This is a genomic window from Actinomyces ruminicola, from assembly GCF_900103885.1.
Lineage (GTDB): Bacteria > Actinomycetota > Actinomycetes > Actinomycetales > Actinomycetaceae > Actinomyces > Actinomyces ruminicola.
This window is the reverse complement of record NZ_FNIM01000011.1, coordinates 36,075-51,377: the sequence shown is the minus strand read 5'-3', so window position 1 is coordinate 51,377 and position 15,303 is coordinate 36,075. Positions and strand designations below refer to the sequence as shown.

Annotated in this window: 15 protein-coding genes; 9 read left to right on the top strand and 6 right to left on the bottom strand. The window is 72.1% G+C overall.

Annotated elements, in window-relative coordinates; all coding sequences use genetic code 11:
• Positions 1 to 94: 94 nt before the first annotated feature.
• Both BLR49_RS09370 and BLR49_RS09365 read right to left on the bottom strand, forming a co-directional pair.
• Positions 95 to 1,222 (bottom strand): hemolysin family protein, encoded by a 1,128-nt coding sequence (locus BLR49_RS09370; protein WP_092536843.1) that lies wholly within the window; start codon positions 1,220 to 1,222, stop codon positions 95 to 97.
• Positions 1,219 to 2,595, bottom strand: a complete 1,377-nt coding sequence (locus tag BLR49_RS09365; protein WP_176760847.1) for a hemolysin family protein — start codon at positions 2,593 to 2,595, stop codon at positions 1,219 to 1,221. Before BLR49_RS09365 ends, BLR49_RS09370 begins: the two co-directional genes overlap by 4 nt.
• Before the next feature lie 253 nt (positions 2,596 to 2,848).
• On the opposite strand from BLR49_RS09365, the gene BLR49_RS09360 reads away from it, so the two are divergent.
• On the top strand, positions 2,849 to 3,439 hold the full coding sequence (locus tag BLR49_RS09360) for a GDSL-type esterase/lipase family protein (RefSeq protein ID WP_092536963.1): 591 nt from the start codon (positions 2,849 to 2,851) through the stop codon (positions 3,437 to 3,439).
• 169 nt (positions 3,440 to 3,608) lie between these two features.
• Here the strand turns inward: BLR49_RS09360 and BLR49_RS14000 are convergent, their stop codons facing one another.
• The 3 genes from BLR49_RS14000 to BLR49_RS09350 form a co-directional block, all read right to left on the bottom strand.
• On the bottom strand, positions 3,609 to 3,683 hold the full coding sequence (locus BLR49_RS14000; RefSeq protein ID WP_425425768.1) for a 50S ribosomal protein bL37: 75 nt from the start codon (positions 3,681 to 3,683) through the stop codon (positions 3,609 to 3,611).
• A gap of 187 nt (positions 3,684 to 3,870) precedes the next feature.
• Positions 3,871 to 4,203, bottom strand: coding sequence for a mycothiol system anti-sigma-R factor (rsrA, locus tag BLR49_RS09355; RefSeq protein ID WP_092536837.1), 333 nt, complete (start codon positions 4,201 to 4,203; stop codon positions 3,871 to 3,873).
• A complete protein-coding gene (locus tag BLR49_RS09350; protein ID WP_092536834.1) occupies positions 4,203 to 4,883 on the bottom strand; it encodes a sigma-70 family RNA polymerase sigma factor in 681 nt (226 codons plus the stop codon). The genes rsrA and BLR49_RS09350 overlap by 1 nt, the downstream gene beginning before the upstream one ends.
• 304 nt (positions 4,884 to 5,187) lie before the next feature.
• Between BLR49_RS09350 and BLR49_RS09345 the strand changes: the two genes are divergently transcribed.
• From BLR49_RS09345 to BLR49_RS09320, 6 genes are all read left to right on the top strand, one after another.
• On the top strand, positions 5,188 to 5,697 hold the full coding sequence (locus tag BLR49_RS09345) for a DoxX family membrane protein (RefSeq protein WP_092536831.1): 510 nt from the start codon (positions 5,188 to 5,190) through the stop codon (positions 5,695 to 5,697).
• Between the two features lie 621 nt (positions 5,698 to 6,318).
• Entirely contained in the window at positions 6,319 to 8,565 is a 2,247-nt protein-coding gene (locus BLR49_RS09340; RefSeq protein ID WP_281241811.1) for an NADP-dependent isocitrate dehydrogenase, read from the top strand.
• Complete coding sequence (gene aroA / locus BLR49_RS09335; protein ID WP_245690583.1) at positions 8,562 to 9,998, top strand: 3-phosphoshikimate 1-carboxyvinyltransferase; 1,437 nt, start codon at positions 8,562 to 8,564, stop codon at positions 9,996 to 9,998. Before BLR49_RS09340 ends, aroA begins: the two co-directional genes overlap by 4 nt.
• Positions 9,998 to 11,101 carry a ribosome small subunit-dependent GTPase A gene (rsgA, locus tag BLR49_RS09330; protein ID WP_092536829.1) on the top strand — a complete coding sequence of 368 codons (1,104 nt, stop codon included), beginning with the start codon at positions 9,998 to 10,000 and terminating at the stop codon, positions 11,099 to 11,101. Before aroA ends, rsgA begins: the two co-directional genes overlap by 1 nt.
• Entirely contained in the window at positions 11,098 to 11,751 is a 654-nt protein-coding gene (locus BLR49_RS09325) for a GNAT family N-acetyltransferase (protein ID WP_245690582.1), read from the top strand. The genes rsgA and BLR49_RS09325 overlap by 4 nt, the downstream gene beginning before the upstream one ends.
• Before the next feature lie 86 nt (positions 11,752 to 11,837).
• Entirely contained in the window at positions 11,838 to 12,620 is a 783-nt protein-coding gene (locus BLR49_RS09320) for a helix-turn-helix transcriptional regulator (RefSeq protein WP_092536826.1), read from the top strand.
• Positions 12,621 to 12,974: 354 nt separating this feature from the next.
• Here BLR49_RS09320 and BLR49_RS13690 read toward each other — a convergent pair whose 3' ends face one another.
• Complete coding sequence (locus tag BLR49_RS13690) at positions 12,975 to 13,457, bottom strand: multicopper oxidase domain-containing protein (protein WP_245690581.1); 483 nt, start codon at positions 13,455 to 13,457, stop codon at positions 12,975 to 12,977.
• 160 nt (positions 13,458 to 13,617) lie between these two features.
• On the opposite strand from BLR49_RS13690, the gene BLR49_RS09310 reads away from it, so the two are divergent.
• Together BLR49_RS09310 and moaA are read left to right on the top strand one after the other, a co-directional pair.
• Entirely contained in the window at positions 13,618 to 13,926 is a 309-nt protein-coding gene (locus tag BLR49_RS09310) for a DUF2249 domain-containing protein (RefSeq protein WP_092536951.1), read from the top strand.
• A gap of 13 nt (positions 13,927 to 13,939) precedes the next feature.
• Positions 13,940 to 15,025: a GTP 3',8-cyclase MoaA gene (gene moaA / locus BLR49_RS09305; protein ID WP_092536823.1), complete on the top strand. Its 1,086-nt coding sequence runs from the start codon at positions 13,940 to 13,942 to the stop codon at positions 15,023 to 15,025.
• The last annotated feature ends 278 nt before the right edge of the window (positions 15,026 to 15,303 follow it).

Here is a 15,303-nt window from a genome sequence, read left to right as displayed (position 1 = left end):
AGGTAGTGCTCGCGGCCGCCGTCACGGCCGACTGCCGCACTTTAACCAAACGTGATGCGTCCCTGCCAGGACGGCCGTCACACCTCCGGAGGGCTCAGCCCTGGCTCAGGTCTCGCCGCCGGTGCTCCTCCCGCTGCATGGCGTCATGCACCTCGCCGACGAGTTCTTCGAGAATGTCTTCCAGGAAGACCACACCGAGAGTGGTTCCGGTCTCGTCCTCCACGCGGCCAAGGTGTGCGCCGGAGCGCTGCATCGACGCCAGCACATCCTCCACCTCGTCGTCGGCGCGTACCGGCACGAGCGCACGCACTCGCCAGGACGGCACCGGCTCGGAGCGCTCCGCATCCTCGGCGTACAGCACGTCCTTGAGATGCAGATAGCCGATGATGCCCGCGTCCGGCCGGTCGGCGGCGGAGCCGGGTGCGGGCTCCGCCGCGGGACCGGCGGCGGAGGGCGCCGCCCTCACGACCGGGAAGCGGGAGTAGCCGGTGGCGGCCACCGCGTGCTCGACGTCCTCCGGCGTGCACCGGCTCGAGAGGGTGATCAGGGCGGCGACCGGCACCATCACGCTGCCGGCGGTCTCCTCGGAGAACTCCAGCGCACCGGACAGCAGGCCGGTCTCGTCGTCGAGAACCCCCTCAGCGGTGGAGCGTTCCACGATGGAGGCGACCTCGGCCGCGTTGAAGGCGGCCGAGACCTCCTCCCTGGTCTCGATGCCCACCAGGTGCAGCACCCCGTTGGCGAAACCGTTGAGGGCGGTGATGACCGGACCGAGGATCCGGGAGATGCGCACCAACGGCGGCACGATCCAGCGGGCAGCGGTCTCGGGGGCGGAGATGGAAAGATTCTTGGGCACCATCTCCCCGGCGACGACGTGGGCGTACACGACGATCACCAGGGCCAGCGCCACGGCGATCGCGTGCGCTCCGGCGGCGCCGACGCCCACACGTGTGAGCAGCGGGGCCAGCAGGTGGGCGATGGCCGGTTCGGCGACCACCCCCAGTCCGGTGGAGCACACCGTCACGCCGAGTTGGGCGGTGGCGAGCATGCGGGAGACGTGCTGGAGCGCCCACAGGGCGGTGGCGGCGCGCCGGTCGCCGGCCTGTGCTAGCGGCTCCAGCCGGGCGCGGCGCGAGGAGGTGACGGCGAACTCGGCGGCCACGAAGAACGCGTTCCCCGCCAGCAGCGCCACGGTCAGGAACAGGGCGAGGGAGGTGCTCATCTCGTCCCCCCTCCCCCGGCGGCCGCGTCGTCCGGCCCCGGTTCTGCTCCCTCGGCGGTGGTGGGGGCGTCGGCGTCGGCGAGCGGGTGAATGCGCAGGCGGGTGATACGGCGTCCCTCCATGGCCTCCACGGTGAGCACCGCCTGCGGGGTGGCGACGGCGTCACCGACCTCGGGAATCCGGCCGAGCTCGGTCATGACCAGGCCGGCCAGGGTCTCGTAGGGGCCGTCGTCGGGCACGTACACGCCGGCGCGGTCGGCGAGTTCGTCGGGGCGCAGCCAGCCGGGCACGCGCCAGTCACCGGAGGCGTCGGCGTGGGCGCCCGAGCGGCGTCGGTCGTGCTCGTCGGCGACGTCGCCGACGATCTCCTCCACGGCGTCTTCGAGGGTGACCACACCGGCGGTGCCACCGTACTCGTCGACGACGAGTGCCATCTGGCTGCCGGTGTCGCGCAGTTCGACCAGCAGTGAGGCGAGCGGCATGGTCTCCGGCACGCGGTGGGCGGGCGTCATCAGGGAGGAGGAGGTGACCGGCACCTCCCCCCGCTTGTCGTAGGGCACGGCGATCGCTCGGCGCAGGTGCACAATGCCGAGTACGTCGTCGCTGTCGTCCCCGATGACGGGGAAGCGGGAGTGGCCGCTGGCACGTGCCAGGGCGACAACGTCGGCGGCCGTGTCCTGCTCGGCAAGAGTGCGCAGACGACCGCGGTCGGTCATGACGTCGACGGCGGTCAGCTCACCCACGCCGATGGAGCGGGTCAGCAGGGTGGCGGTGGAGACGTCCAGTACCCCCTCCTCGGCGCTGTGCCGCACCAGGGCCGCCAGCTCGGAGGCGGAGCGCGTGCCGCTGATCTCCTCCGCGGGTTCGATGCCCATCCGGCGCAGTACCCGGTTGGCGGTGCCGTTCAGCACCGCGATGACCGGCCTGAGAGCGGTGCTGAAACCCATGAGGAAGGGAGTCACGGCGCGGGCGGCCGCCATGGGGTCGGACAGGGTGGCGTTCTTGGGGATGAGCTCGCCGACCACCATGGAGAAGGCGTTGACGATGATCAGGGCGGCGGTCGCCGCCACGCCCGCGGCGACCGACTGGGCCAGCCAGGTGGACATCAGCCCGGTCAGCAGGGTGGCCAGCGCCGCCTGCATGGTGTAGCCGAGCAGAATGGTGGTCAGGGTGATGCCCACCTGCGCGCCGGACAGGAGGGTGGACAGTCGGGTCAGCGCGCGGCGGACTCGGGCGGCGCCCCGGTCGCCGGCGACGGCGCGGGTCTCCACGGTGGAGGGGTCGAGGGCCACCAGGGAGAACTCCCCGGCGACGAACAGCGCGGTTCCGGCCGTCAGCAGCACGCCGACGGCGACCATGAGCCATTCCCTCACGGCCGACCTCCGGCGGATCGGCGGGGCTCAGGGTGGGGGTGATCGGCTTCCGAGCCGGAGCGGGTGGGGCGGCTGCGCGCCCGGCGAGCATGTCGTCGCATAGTGCTGGCACGTTATCACCTGCAGGCGTCGGGAGTGGCGCGCAACCGCTGACGTCGGCAATGGCAGGATGGTTCCTGCTCGGGACGGGAGCCTCCGAGGACGATGCGACCGGCAAGCAGTTGCCGCGTGGGAAGGAGCTGAGCGGATGGCCATGGACGACACGAGCCTGTGCTTCATCGGCGACGAACTGGTCTCCGGCTACGGGGACGCCCGCGCCCTGGGGTGGACCGGACGGGTGATGGCCCGCACACCCCGTGAGCTCGGCATCATGTGGAACACGCTGGCGGTCCCGGGCGAGACCACGGCGCGGCTGGCCGAGCGCTGGCAGGGCGAGGTGGCCCGCCGGACCACGACCACCGGCGTCAATCGGCTGGTTATCGGCCTGGGGGTGGCCGACGTGCTTGCCGGCGTCTCTCACGCACGCTCCCGCCTGGCCATCGCCAACGTGCTGGATGCGGCCACCAGCGAGCACCGCTCCTGCTTCGTGGTCGGCCCGCCGCCGCTGCCGAACGCCGACCCCGACGGCACCGCCGCCCTGTCGCGCGCGGTCGGTGAGGTGTGTCAGCGCCGGGGCATCCCCTACGTGGAGACCTTCGAGCCGCTGCGCAATCACGACCAGTGGATGACCGACGTCGTCTCCGATGGCGGCGGGCACCCGGGCCAGGCGGGATACGGCTTGCTGGCCTGGCTGGTGCTGCACCGCGGCTGGTACGAGTGGCTGGGTGTGCCCGCGCCGCGGTGAACGTGACCAAGCCGACGTCCCTCGGCCGCGAAACGCGCGGGCTCGGCCTACTGCGGTCACCTCGGCGGCGACGCGATCTCCCGGCTCGGGTCCTGGACACAGCAGCAATCGGCCGGTCACCGCTGCGGTGACCGGCCGATCCTCAATGCTTGGGTGTGCGCCACCCGGCTCAGGCGTTGGGACGCTTGCCGTGGTTGGCGCTGTTCTTGGCGCGCGAACGGCGCTTACGACCGCGCTTGCTCATTCCTGCCTCCTCATGTCTGGTGTTTCTTCTCCGCCCCGAGGGGCACGGAACGCCGGGTATCTTCGCACACTGCGCCCGGATGCTGCCAGCCGACCGCGCCGCCCGCACGGTGAGTGCGGACACAAGCGGACGGCAACAGCACACGCGGTGCCGTGGCCGGGGAGACCACAGCGGGAACGCAGACGCCTCAGCCGCGTCCGAAGCGCTCGGTGCGCACCACCGTCGTCGTGATCCGGGTGGTCGAGACACCGACCGTCGTCGTGGAGGTGATGCGCGCGGTGGACAGGTAGCCCAGGACGCGGGCGCGCAGCGCCGCCGGGGCCTGCTCGGCACAGCGGGAGCGGACCAGCTCGCGCAGGTGCCGTTCGGCGTCGGCCTGGCGGGAGCAGTGCTCACAGGAGTCGACATGCTCGGCCAGACGCGTCTGAAGGTCCTGGTCGCACTCCTGATCCAGGAAGCGCTCCAGATACGCGCGGGCCTCGGAGCACGAGCAGGGTTCGGTCGGATTCTTCTCGCCCATCAGTGCTTCTCCTCCTCGCCGATGTATCCCAGCTGCCGGGCGTGGTCCGCCAGCAGCTCGCGCAGCTGCCGCCGCCCGCGGTGCAGGCGCGACATGACGGTGCCGATGGGGGTGCCCATGATGTCCGCGATCTCCTTGTAGGAGAAGCCCTCGACATCGGCGAGGTACACGGCCAGGCGCCGTTCCTCGCTGAGTTCCCCCAGCGCGTCCTTGATCTCCTCGTCCGGCAACTCGTCCAGGGCGAGGTTCTCGGCGCTGGGCAGCCCGACGGAGTCGTGGGAGGCCGCCCGATGCAGCTGCCAGTCCTCAACCGTGTCGGCGTCGGACTGCAGCGGCTCACGCTGCTTCTTGCGGTAGGTGTTGATGAAGGTGTTAGTCAGGATGCGGTAGAGCCAGGCCTTGAGGTTGGTGCCGGGCCGGTACTGGTGGAAGGCGCCGAAGGCCCGGGCGTAGGTGTCCTGGACGAGGTCCTCGGCGTCAGCCGGGTTACGGGTCATGCGCAGGGCGGCACCGTAGAGCTGGTCGAGGTAGGGCAGAGCGTCAGCCTCGAAGCGCGCAGCGCGGGCGGCGGCGGACTCGTCGGCCGGGGCGCGGTCGAGTTCATCGGTGTCGGCGTCCGTAGGCGTCTGCGCCACGCTGCCGGGCGGGTCCGCAGGGCTGAGGTTGTCTGAGTCCGTCATCGTCCACGAGCCTAGCCCGCCCAAACCGGTGGTGCGCTGCGGATCGACACGGTGGGCGAGTGGTCTGATAGCGAACGCCGCGTCCGGGGCCATGCCGATGGCGCCACCTGGAGTGGCGCTGGGGGACGGCCCCGGGGCGGGACGGGTGGAGGAAGCAATCATCGCCGTCTCAACGGCGCCGCACGCCGGCGCATTCCCGCCGGCCGCCTACCGACCCGCCGCATCGGCCGGCCGCCGGACCCGGTACGGCGGATTCGTCGCTCTATCGCTGGCCCCCAGGCGCCTAGTGCGAGAGGATAGGGGCATGGACCTTCTGCGCACCGTTGCCCGCCCGGCTCTCGCCGCCCCCTTCGTCGTCGATGGCATTGACGCCCTCGCCCGACCCAAGCGACACGCGGAGAAGTTCGAGAAGGTGCAGCCCGTGCTGGAGAGGGCCGGGCTGCCACCGGTGCTGCACTCGGATGCCGAACTGCTCACCCGCGTCAGTGGGGCCGTGAGCGTGCTGGCCGGCCTGGGGCTGGCCACCGGTCGGGCGCCGCGCACGTGCGCAGCGGTACTGGCCGCGCTCAATGTCCCGCTGACGCTGGTCAACAACCCGGTGTGGGCCGTGAAGGGACAGGACGCCCGCAAGCAGGCATTGTCGGGACTCATGCGCGGCACCGCCGTCGGGGCGGGGCTGGCCCTGTCCGCAGTTGACCGTGAGGGACGCCCGTCACTGGCGTGGCGGCGGGAGAACCGGCGCCGGGTCCAGGCCGCCATCGCGGCGGCGCAGGCGCAGGTGCGCGCCCAGTACGAGCCGACACAGGCGGCTTGAAGCGCTCAGCGGACACGACGCGCATGACTGCCTCCGACAACGCGCGGCATGTTCAAGCCGCTCCCGCCGGAGGCTCATTCCAGTTGCACGCACGCGGCATGCGCCCCTAGGCCACACGCTTGTCCGGGCCTAGCCCCGGGTTGCACACGTCCGCTCTGCACACGCGGCCGTATTCCGCATGATTCCGCGGTTTTCTTCAAACACCTGAATGCGTGAGGCGCTTCCGGTGTGCGACGGAGTCCCCGCCGCACACCGGAGCACCTTCAGCGCCTGCCGCCCCTATCCGCGTTTTCCGCATAAAACCAACGAAAAAACCGGATTGGCCGGTATTGTCCCGACAGCTCCCGTGTGCAATCCCGCCCGGCAGGCAGGCGAATGCTGGCCGAATACTCATCGACCAGAGCCCGCCGAGCTGTCAGACTTCCCGAAGCCTCACCGGCGAGCAGTCATTCGCCAGGGCCGTGTCACTAGTGCCGGTCTCGGCATGTCACTAGTGCCGGTCTCGACGCAAGTAACCGCCGCGTGGCGCTACCCTCGTTGGTGGAAGCCCCCCGCCGACCGCTGTCGGCATCCGGGGAACGGCTCTCCCCCGACCTCGAGCAGCATGAAGGAACACGACCGGTGACCGACCACAACGCCAACAGCGCCCCCGCCGCGACGCCCGACATCGTTTACACGCTGACCGACGAGGCGCCGATGCTGGCGACCCGCTCCCTTCTGCCGATCATCAAGGGATTCACCCGCGCCGCAGACGTGAGCGTGGGCACCGCCGACATCTCCTTGGCGGGCCGCATCCTGGCGGCCTTCGGCCTGGCGGACGACGACCTGGCCCGGCTCGGCGCCCTCACCCAGGACCCGGCGGCCACCATCATCAAGCTCCCCAACGTCTCCGCCTCCCTGCCGCAGCTCAAGGCCGCAATCGCCGAGCTGCGCGACAAGGGCTACGAGTTGCCCGACTACCCCGACGAGCCGACCACCGACGCCGAGCGGGAAGTGCGCGCCGCCTACGACGCCGTCAAGGGCAGCGCCGTGAACCCGGTGCTGCGCGAGGGCAACTCCGACCGGCGCGCCCCGAGGGCCGTCAAGGCCTACGCCCGCAGTCACCCGCACTCCATGGGCGCGTGGAGCCCGGACTCCAAGACGCGCGTGGCCACCATGGATGCCGACGACTTCCGCCACAACGAGCGCTCCGTGGTGATCCCCGAGGCGGGCACCGTGCAGATCCGGCTGGTTCCCGCCGACGGCGGGCAGCCGGTGGTACTGCGGGAGGCGCTGCCGGTGACGGCCGGGGAGGTGGTGGACGCCACCTTCATGTCGGCCCGCGCGCTGGACGAGTTCCTGGTGGGGGCCAATGCCGCTGCCAAGGCCGACGACGTGCTGCTGTCGGTGCATCTGAAGGCCACCATGATGAAGGTCTCCGACCCGCTCATCTTCGGGCACGTGGTGCGCGCCTTCTTCCCCATGACCTTCAACGCCTTCGGCTTAGTACTGGCGGAGGCCGGGCTGCGCGCGGAGGACGGGCTGGCCTCCATCCTGGCGGGTCTGGACGCCCTGCCCGAGGGAGAGCGGATCCGGGCGAGCCTGCAGGAGGAGCTGGAGCTCGGCCCGCGGCTGAACATGGTGGACTCCACCCGCGGCATCACCAACCTGCACGTGCCCTCCGACGTCATTATCGACGCCTCCATGCCCGCCATGATCCGGGCCGGCGGCAAGCTGTGGGACGCCGACGGCGGCCAGGACGACACCCTCGCCGTCATCCCGGACTCCTCCTACGCCGGCGTCTACCAGGCCGTGATCGACGATTGCAAGGCCCACGGGGCCCTGGACCCGCGCACCATGGGCTCGGTGCCGAACGTGGGGCTGATGGCCCGCAAGGCCGAGGAGTACGGCAGCCACGACAAGACCTTCCTGATCCCGGCCGACGGCACCGTCGAGGTGGTCGTCACCCAGGGCACGGGCCGGGCGGCCGGCACGGTGCTGCTCTCCCACGCCGTCGAGGACGGTGACATCTGGCGCGCCTGCCAGACCCAGGACGCTGCCGTGCGCGACTGGGTGCACCTGGCCGTGGTGCGGGCCCGCGCCACCGGGGCGCCCGCCGTGTTCTGGCTGGATCCCGAGCGCGCCCACGACCGCACCATCGCCTCCCTGGTGGAGCGCTACCTGGCGGCCGAGGACACCACCGGCCTGGACATCCGCATCCTGGACCCGGTGGCGGCCACCCGCCTGTCCCTGGAGCGGGCCCGCCGGGGCGAGGACACGATTTCCGTGACCGGGAACGTGCTGCGCGACTACAACACGGATCTGTTCCCCATCCTGGAGGTGGGCACCAGCGCCAAGATGTTGTCGGTGGTGCCGCTCATGAACGGCGGCGGCCTGTATGAGACGGGCGCGGGCGGCTCCGCCCCCAAGCACGTGCGCCAGCTGCTGGAGGAGGACTACCTGCGCTGGGACTCCCTGGGCGAGTTCCTGGCACTGGCCGAGGCGCTGCGGCACGTGGCGCAGGTGAGCGGGAACGCCCGGGCCACGGTGCTGGCCGACGCCCTGGACGCGGCCACCACCACCCTGTTGGAGGAGGAGCGCTCCCCCGCCCGACGTCTGGGCGGCATCGACAACCGCGGCTCCCACGCCTGGCTGGCCCTGTACTGGGCGCGCGAGCTGGCGGCGCAGACGGCCGACGCCGACCTGGCGGCCCGCTTCGCGCCGGTGGCCGAGCGGCTGGGCGAGGTCAATGAGGCGGTGCAGGCCGAGTTGGTGGCGGTGCAGGGGCACCCGGTCGAGCTGGGCGGCTACTACCTGCCCGACCCGGCCCTGGCCGACGCCGTCATGCGCCCGAGCGCGGCCCTGAACGCCATCATCGACGCGTTGTGACCGCTGTGGTCTCAGTCGTATCCGCCCCCTGGCCGGCGCCCGTGGCCTCCGGCCCGCTGGACGCCGTCGTGGAGCTGCCGGGGTCGAAGTCGCTTTCGGCGCGGGCGCTGGTGACGGCGGCGGTGGCGGACGGCCCGACCACGCTGCACGGCGCCCTGCGCTCGCGCGACACCGAGCTCATGCGCGCCGCCCTGACCACGCTGGGGGCGCGCTTCGAGGAGCTTCCCGATGAGTCCGGCGGCTGCGCCGACGCCGCGCTGCGAGTCACGCCCGCGCCGCGCCCGTTCCCGACCCGCGCCGACGGCGACGCCGTGGCCCGCATCGACTGTGGCCTGGCCGGCACGGTCATGCGCTTCATCCCGCCGCTGGCCGCCCTGGCCGATGCGCCGGTGGTCTTCGACGGCGACGCCGCCGCCCGCCGTCGCCCGCTGGCTCCGCTCCTGGAGGCGCTGGCCGCCCTCGGCGCGGAGGTTGAGTACCTGGGTGAGCCCGGCTTCCTGCCGGTGCGGGTCGGTCCCGGCGACGGCGCCCTGCTGCGTCCGGCCGACCCGGCCCGCCCCGACCTGCCGCACCAAGCGGGTGTGGACGCCTCCGGTTCCTCCCAGTTCCTGTCCGCACTGCTGCTGGTCGGGTGCCTGCTTCCCGGCGGCCTGGCCGTCACCCCCTCCGGGCCGGTGCCGTCCCTGCCGCATGTGGCGATGACCGTGGAGTTCCTGCGCGGGCGCGGCGTCACCGTGGACGAGCCCGCACCCGACGCTCCGGTGGGCGCGCGCACCTGGACGGTGCACCCGGGAACGCCGCAGGGCGGCACTCTGGTCATTGAGCCGGACCTGTCCAACGCCGGCCCGTTTCTGGCGGCGGCACTGGTGGCGGGCGGGCGCGTCGGCGTGCGCCGCTGGCCGGGAGGCACCACCCAGGCGGGCGACGCCTGGCGGTGGCTGCTGCCGCGCCTGGGCGGCGCCGTCGAGGAGGCCCCCGCTGCGGACGGGTCGCTCACGCTCACCGCCGTCGGCACAGGCGAGCTGCACGGGATCGACGCGGATCTGTCCGCCGTCGGGGAGCTGACCCCCACGGTGGCGGCGCTGGCCGCCCTGGCCTCGGCGCAGGGCCACGCCTCGCGCCTGCGCGGCATCGGCCACCTGCGCGGGCACGAGACCGACCGCCTGGCCGCGCTGGAGGCCGAGATCAACCGGGTCGGTGGGAGGGCCCACCAGACCGCCGACGGCTTGGAGATCGCCGCCCTGCACGCCGGGGCGCGTCTGCGCCCGGCCCGGCTGCGCGCCTACGCCGATCACCGGATGGCGACCTTCGCCGCCGTAGTCGGCCTGGGCGTGCCCGGAATCGAAGTGGACGACATCGCCTGCACCGCCAAGACCCTGCCCGACTTCCCCGCCCTCTGGACGAGCCTGCTCACCGACCAGGAGGCACGCTGATGGCCCGCCGCGACATCGGCACCGACGACCCGCGCGTGCGGGTGCGCCCCGGCAAGCGGTCACGCCCGCGCACCAAGCAGCGCCCGGCCCACGCCGACGCCGTGCCCGGCATGGTCACCCGCATCGACCGCGGCCACTACCGCATCCGCCTGGAGGACCCCGCCCTCACCGCCGACGGCACCGGGGACATCACCGCGATGAAGGCCCGCGAGCTGGGACGGGGGAAGGTCGTAGTCGGGGACCGGGTAGCCGTCGTCGGCGACGTCTCCGGCCGCAAGGACACCCTCGCCCGCATGGTGCGCGTGGGGGAGCGGCGCACCCTGCTGCGCCGCAGCGCCGAGGACGGCGACGCCGCCGGCACGGAGAAGCCGGTGGTGGCCAACGCCGACCTGCTGGTGATCGTCACCGCCCTGGCGGACCCGCAGCCGCGCCCGCGCATGATCGACCGCTACCTGGTGGCCGCCTACGACGCCGGCATGGAGCCGCTGCTGATCCTCACCAAGTCGGACCTGGCCGACGCCGCCCCACTGCTTACCCTGTACGAGCCTCTGGGGGTGCGCTCGGTGGCGACGCGGCTGGACCCGTCCAGCCGGGCGGAGGCCACCCGTGCCGGCGGCGACGGCGTGGAGGCGGTCCGCGAGCTGATCACCGGACGCACCTCGGTTTTCGTCGGTCACTCGGGGGTGGGCAAGTCGACGCTCATCAATGCGCTCGTGCCCGGGGCGGACCGGGTCACCGGCGAGGTCAACGAGGTCACCGGCCGCGGCCGCCACACCTCCACCAACCTGCAGGCACTCGAGCTGCCGGGCGGCGGCTGGGTGATCGACACCCCCGGGGTGCGCTCCTTCGGGGTTGCGCACGTGTCCAGCGCCGATGTGCTGCGCGGCTTCCCCGACCTGGCCGAGGTCGCCGAGGACTGCCCGCGCGGCTGCACGCATCAAACAGGCGTCATCGAATGCGCCCTGGACGAGTGGGCCGCTGCTGGCGACTTGGAGCCGTCCAAGCGGGAGCGGCGCCGGGCCCGCGTCGACTCCTTCCGGCGGCTGCTCGCCCCCGCCCTGGAGGCGGAGGACCCGACGAGTCCGCCGGCGCACCGCCGGTGAGCACCGTAATCCGGCCGGGCCGACCGGAGGACCTGGACGCCGTCGCGGACCTGCTTACCACAGTGTTCGCCACCGACCCGCTCATGCGCACCATTGCCAAGGCAGCTCCCGACCCGCGGGCGGCCCTGGGCCACCTGCATCGCTGTGAGCTGGGCGGCCGCTATCTCTCCCCCGATCCCGCCCGCCGCGCCGGCGCACACGTGGACCTGATGATCGACGACGACGCCGGTCCCGGCGATCGCGTGCTCGGCGTCGCGCTGTGGGACGCCCCTTCCCTCGGCGAGGATGCAACACGCGCCTTCGGTCCCGATTTGTCCACCGGTCTCGATCCGAGCCTGCTCGGCGACGCCTGGGAACTGGTGCGGCTCGACGTCGTCCAGTGCGCGGCCGCCCAGCCGCCCCATCCGTACTGGTACCTGTACATGCTCGCCGTCGTTCCCGAAGCCCGCGGCAACGGCACCGGCACCGCACTGCTGCGCCACGGTCTTAAACGCGTGGACGCCGACGGCATGACCGCGCATCTGGAATCGACCACGCCTGGCTCGCGACGGCTGTACCAGCGCCTGGGATTCACCTTGACGGCCACACTTGCTGCTCCCCCACTGCCAACCTACTGGGCCATGACCCGCCCCGCACGTACGCGGCGGTGAGGGACGGCTGAGGACGAAGAAACACGCGCTGTGTTCAGCCGGTCGTTTTCCCAACTTCCGGCTTTGGCAGACGTTAGCCTGAGCATATGTCCGTCCCCCTGGCCGCCGCGGCGCATCTGCCTCGCCCCGCCTGGGCGGACCTGTCTGCACGGGCAGAGCTCTCCCAGGCACGTCGTCGGGTACTCGAGGAGATCGAGCACGCCTCCCACCCGCTGACCGCCGCGCAAGTAGCCCGGGCCCTGGACCTGCATCACAACACCGTGCGCGAGCATCTGGACGCCCTGGTGGAGGCAGGCCTCGTCACCGTGTCCACCAGCTCCACCGGCCGCCGCGGCCGCCCCGCCCTGCGCTATGCACCCGCCGGGCCCGACCCGGCGCAGGTGGTCGGCTCCTACCTGGCGCTGCTGGATGCAATCGTCGATCAGCTCGGCGACGGCGAGCAGGCCCGGCAGCGAGCACTGGCGATCGGAAGGCGCTGGGCGCAGCTGACGCCAGCCGATCCCGCTGCCCCATCGGCACAGGCCGCCAACCCGGCCGCGCAGTTGGAGGCCCTGCTGCCGCACCTGTCGGTCATGGGATTCGCACCCGAATTCGACGGCGAGCAGGTGGTTCTCAAGGCCTGTCCGCTGGTCACCTCCTCGCGTCCGCCCCACGCATTGGTGTGCCTGATGCATCAGGGATTCCTCAATGAGCGATACGGCAAGGCGCCGGCGGATGCCCCAAGGTCCGACGACGCAGTGGACGGCCCCGCAGGATCGATCCGATTCTCGGTCACTCCACTGTGCGCCGATGGCTGCCACGTCACCGCCACCGCCGTCACGGAAGCGGCGCCCGCCCACGCTAAGCGCTTTCCAGCACTCAAGCGCTGACCCGCAGGCGTCCCATGGCCCCTTCTCCATTTCTCCATATGGGCGAAGGCGTGGCTCACAAGCGCGTAGGCGCCCGGAGCGGGCGGCACGCATTCGACGAATCCGCCCTGGGCCGGCTGCAGGCCGAGCGCCTGCCCGCCCCCGGACCAGGCCCCGCCAAGGCCAGCAGGTCGGGGCCTTGGCGGACACCTTGTCCGCGTCGGTCCCGCCGCCCGCAAGACCGAGGTAGACCTCCGACTGGATCATCACGTATGCGCGGTCCACCTCGGTCGGCCCGGGCGGATCGATGATGACGGCGCCGTGCATGCCGCCGTCCAGGTGGACACTCATCGGGGCCGTGGAGCAGTGGCACAGCTAGATGCCCGAGCGCTGCGCCGTGAACTCGTAGACGAGGGAGTCGCCGGGATCGATGGAGCGCATCACCTCGTCGGGTGGGACCACGCCGACGTGGAAGTCGATCGAGTGACTCATGGAGCCGTCATTGACCAGGGTGATGAGGAAGGTGTCGCCCACCTTGCCGCGCAGCACCGGGCCGGGCACCCGCCCGCTGGAGGTCATGCGCCGCTGGGTGACGCCGCCGCCCACGTGCATGGCCTGCTCGGTGACGGTGAGGGTGCGCTCGTGGACGGTGGCTGAGGTGTCGGCGGGCGCCAGCGCGGCGTCGGAGGGCTCCACCGCGTCGGGCACGAAGCGCATGCCCTCCACCGTGACGGTCACCGCGGTGGTGCTGCCGGTGGCGTCGTGTCCTGCTCGTCTACGCGTGCGGCCAGGGCGGCGCGCCAGGCGGCGACGCCGCCGAGGGCTGCACGGCAGGACGACCGCCACCTTGTTTTCCATGCCCGATACCGTAATAAAATGTGGTGGCTCCCGGCAATCATGTACTACCGGACCGGCTCCACAGCCGGTCCGTGCCGGGAGTCCCCGAGCCCGACCGCGCCAGCGCACCGGGACGGGGCCCACCGCATCAGCATCCGGAACCATGCACCAGGAGGCACCCTTGAGCGCAGACCCCAGACTCATCCCGATCCAGGAGACCCGCTCCCACGGCGGCTGTGGGTGCGGCTGCGGCGGGGCGGGCGCAGAGCGCCTGACCCTGGATGTGCGCCCCATCCCTCACCGACTGCGCCACCCCGCGGTCCTCGGCGCAGTCTCCTCGCTGGGCGTGGGCGAGGGCTTCGACCTTCTCGCCCCGCACGTGCCCACGCCGCTGCTGGCACAGATCGACCAGCTGCCCATGACCGTGGAGCACACGCTGCTGGAGGTGGAGGACGGCTTCGCCCGCGTGGAGATCCTCCGGGTCGGCTGAGTACCATCACCGCATGAGTGCGCAGGCCGTCGTCGCCGCGCCCGCGGCCGTCCCGGATCAATTGGTGGATCGCTTCGGGCGCACCGTGCGTGACCTGCGCCTGTCGGTGACCGACCGCTGCAACCTGCGCTGCACCTACTGCATGCCGGAGCAGGGCCTGGAGTGGTTGCCCGGCCCGCAGCTGCTGACTGTGGACGAGCTCGCCCGGCTGGCGCGGTTGGCGGTTGAGCGCCTGGGCGTGGAGCGGATCCGGCTCACCGGCGGGGAGCCGCTGCTGCGCCGCGACCTGGAGGAGATCGTCGCCGCCATGGCGGGGCTGCGCACCCGCGGCGGCTTCAAGCCGGACATCGGGCTTACCACCAACGCCCTGGGCCTGGAGAGGCGGGCCGCCGGGCTGCGCGCGGCCGGTTTGGACCGGGTCAACGTCTCCATCGACGCCCTCGACCCGGGTGAGTACGCACGGCTGACGCGCCGCGACCGGCTGGGGGATGTGCTCCGCGGAGTCGCGGGCGCCCAGGACGCTGGGCTCTCCCCCATCAAGGTCAACGCGGTGGCCGTCCCCGGCGGCCTTGATGAGCGGGCGCCGCGGCTGCTGGCCGAGTGCCTGCGTCGTGGATGGCAGCTGCGCTTCATCGAGCACATGCCGCTGGGCCCGCGCGGATCCTGGCGGGCCGGCGACGTCGTCGGCGCGCAGCAGGTGCTGGCGGTGCTGCGGCGGGCGGGTTTCACGCTCGCCCCGGCGGGCCGGCCCGACCGGCGCCCGGCCGCACTGTGGGACGTCGCCGCGGGCACCGGTCCGGACGGACTGGATTATCCGGCGGGGCGGGTCGGGGTGATCGCCTCGGTTACCACGCCCTTCTGCGCCGACTGCGACCGCACCCGGATCACCGCCAATGGCCGCCTGCTCACCTGTCTGTTCTCGACCACCGACACGGACCTGCGCGGCCCCCTGCGTGCGGGCGCCGACGACGAGGAGCTGCTGCGCCTCTGGACCACTGCGACCTGGGGAAAGCCGCGCGCGCACGGAACGGATGATCCGCAAGCGGCGCCCGACGGGTTCACCACCCCCACCCGCACCATGTCCGCCATCGGCGGCTGAACCCCCAACCCCGCGCGCCGAGATCGGTAGAAGTCACGTGCCGAGATCGGTAGAAGTCACGTGCCGAGATCGGTCCGAGTCGAGGAAGGCGGCACAATTGCTGCGCCGACTCCGGGCAGGCCATCCTGCCGGGCCGACAATCCTCGCCAACGAGGTCGTGCGGAGTGGGGCTCGAGCGCATCCAGTCGTCGACGTCGCCACCGCGGGCACCGTTTGCCGGCCCCTGCGCCCGCAGCTATACAGTCAGTTCCTGAACCGACGAGTCCCCCCGAGCCGTT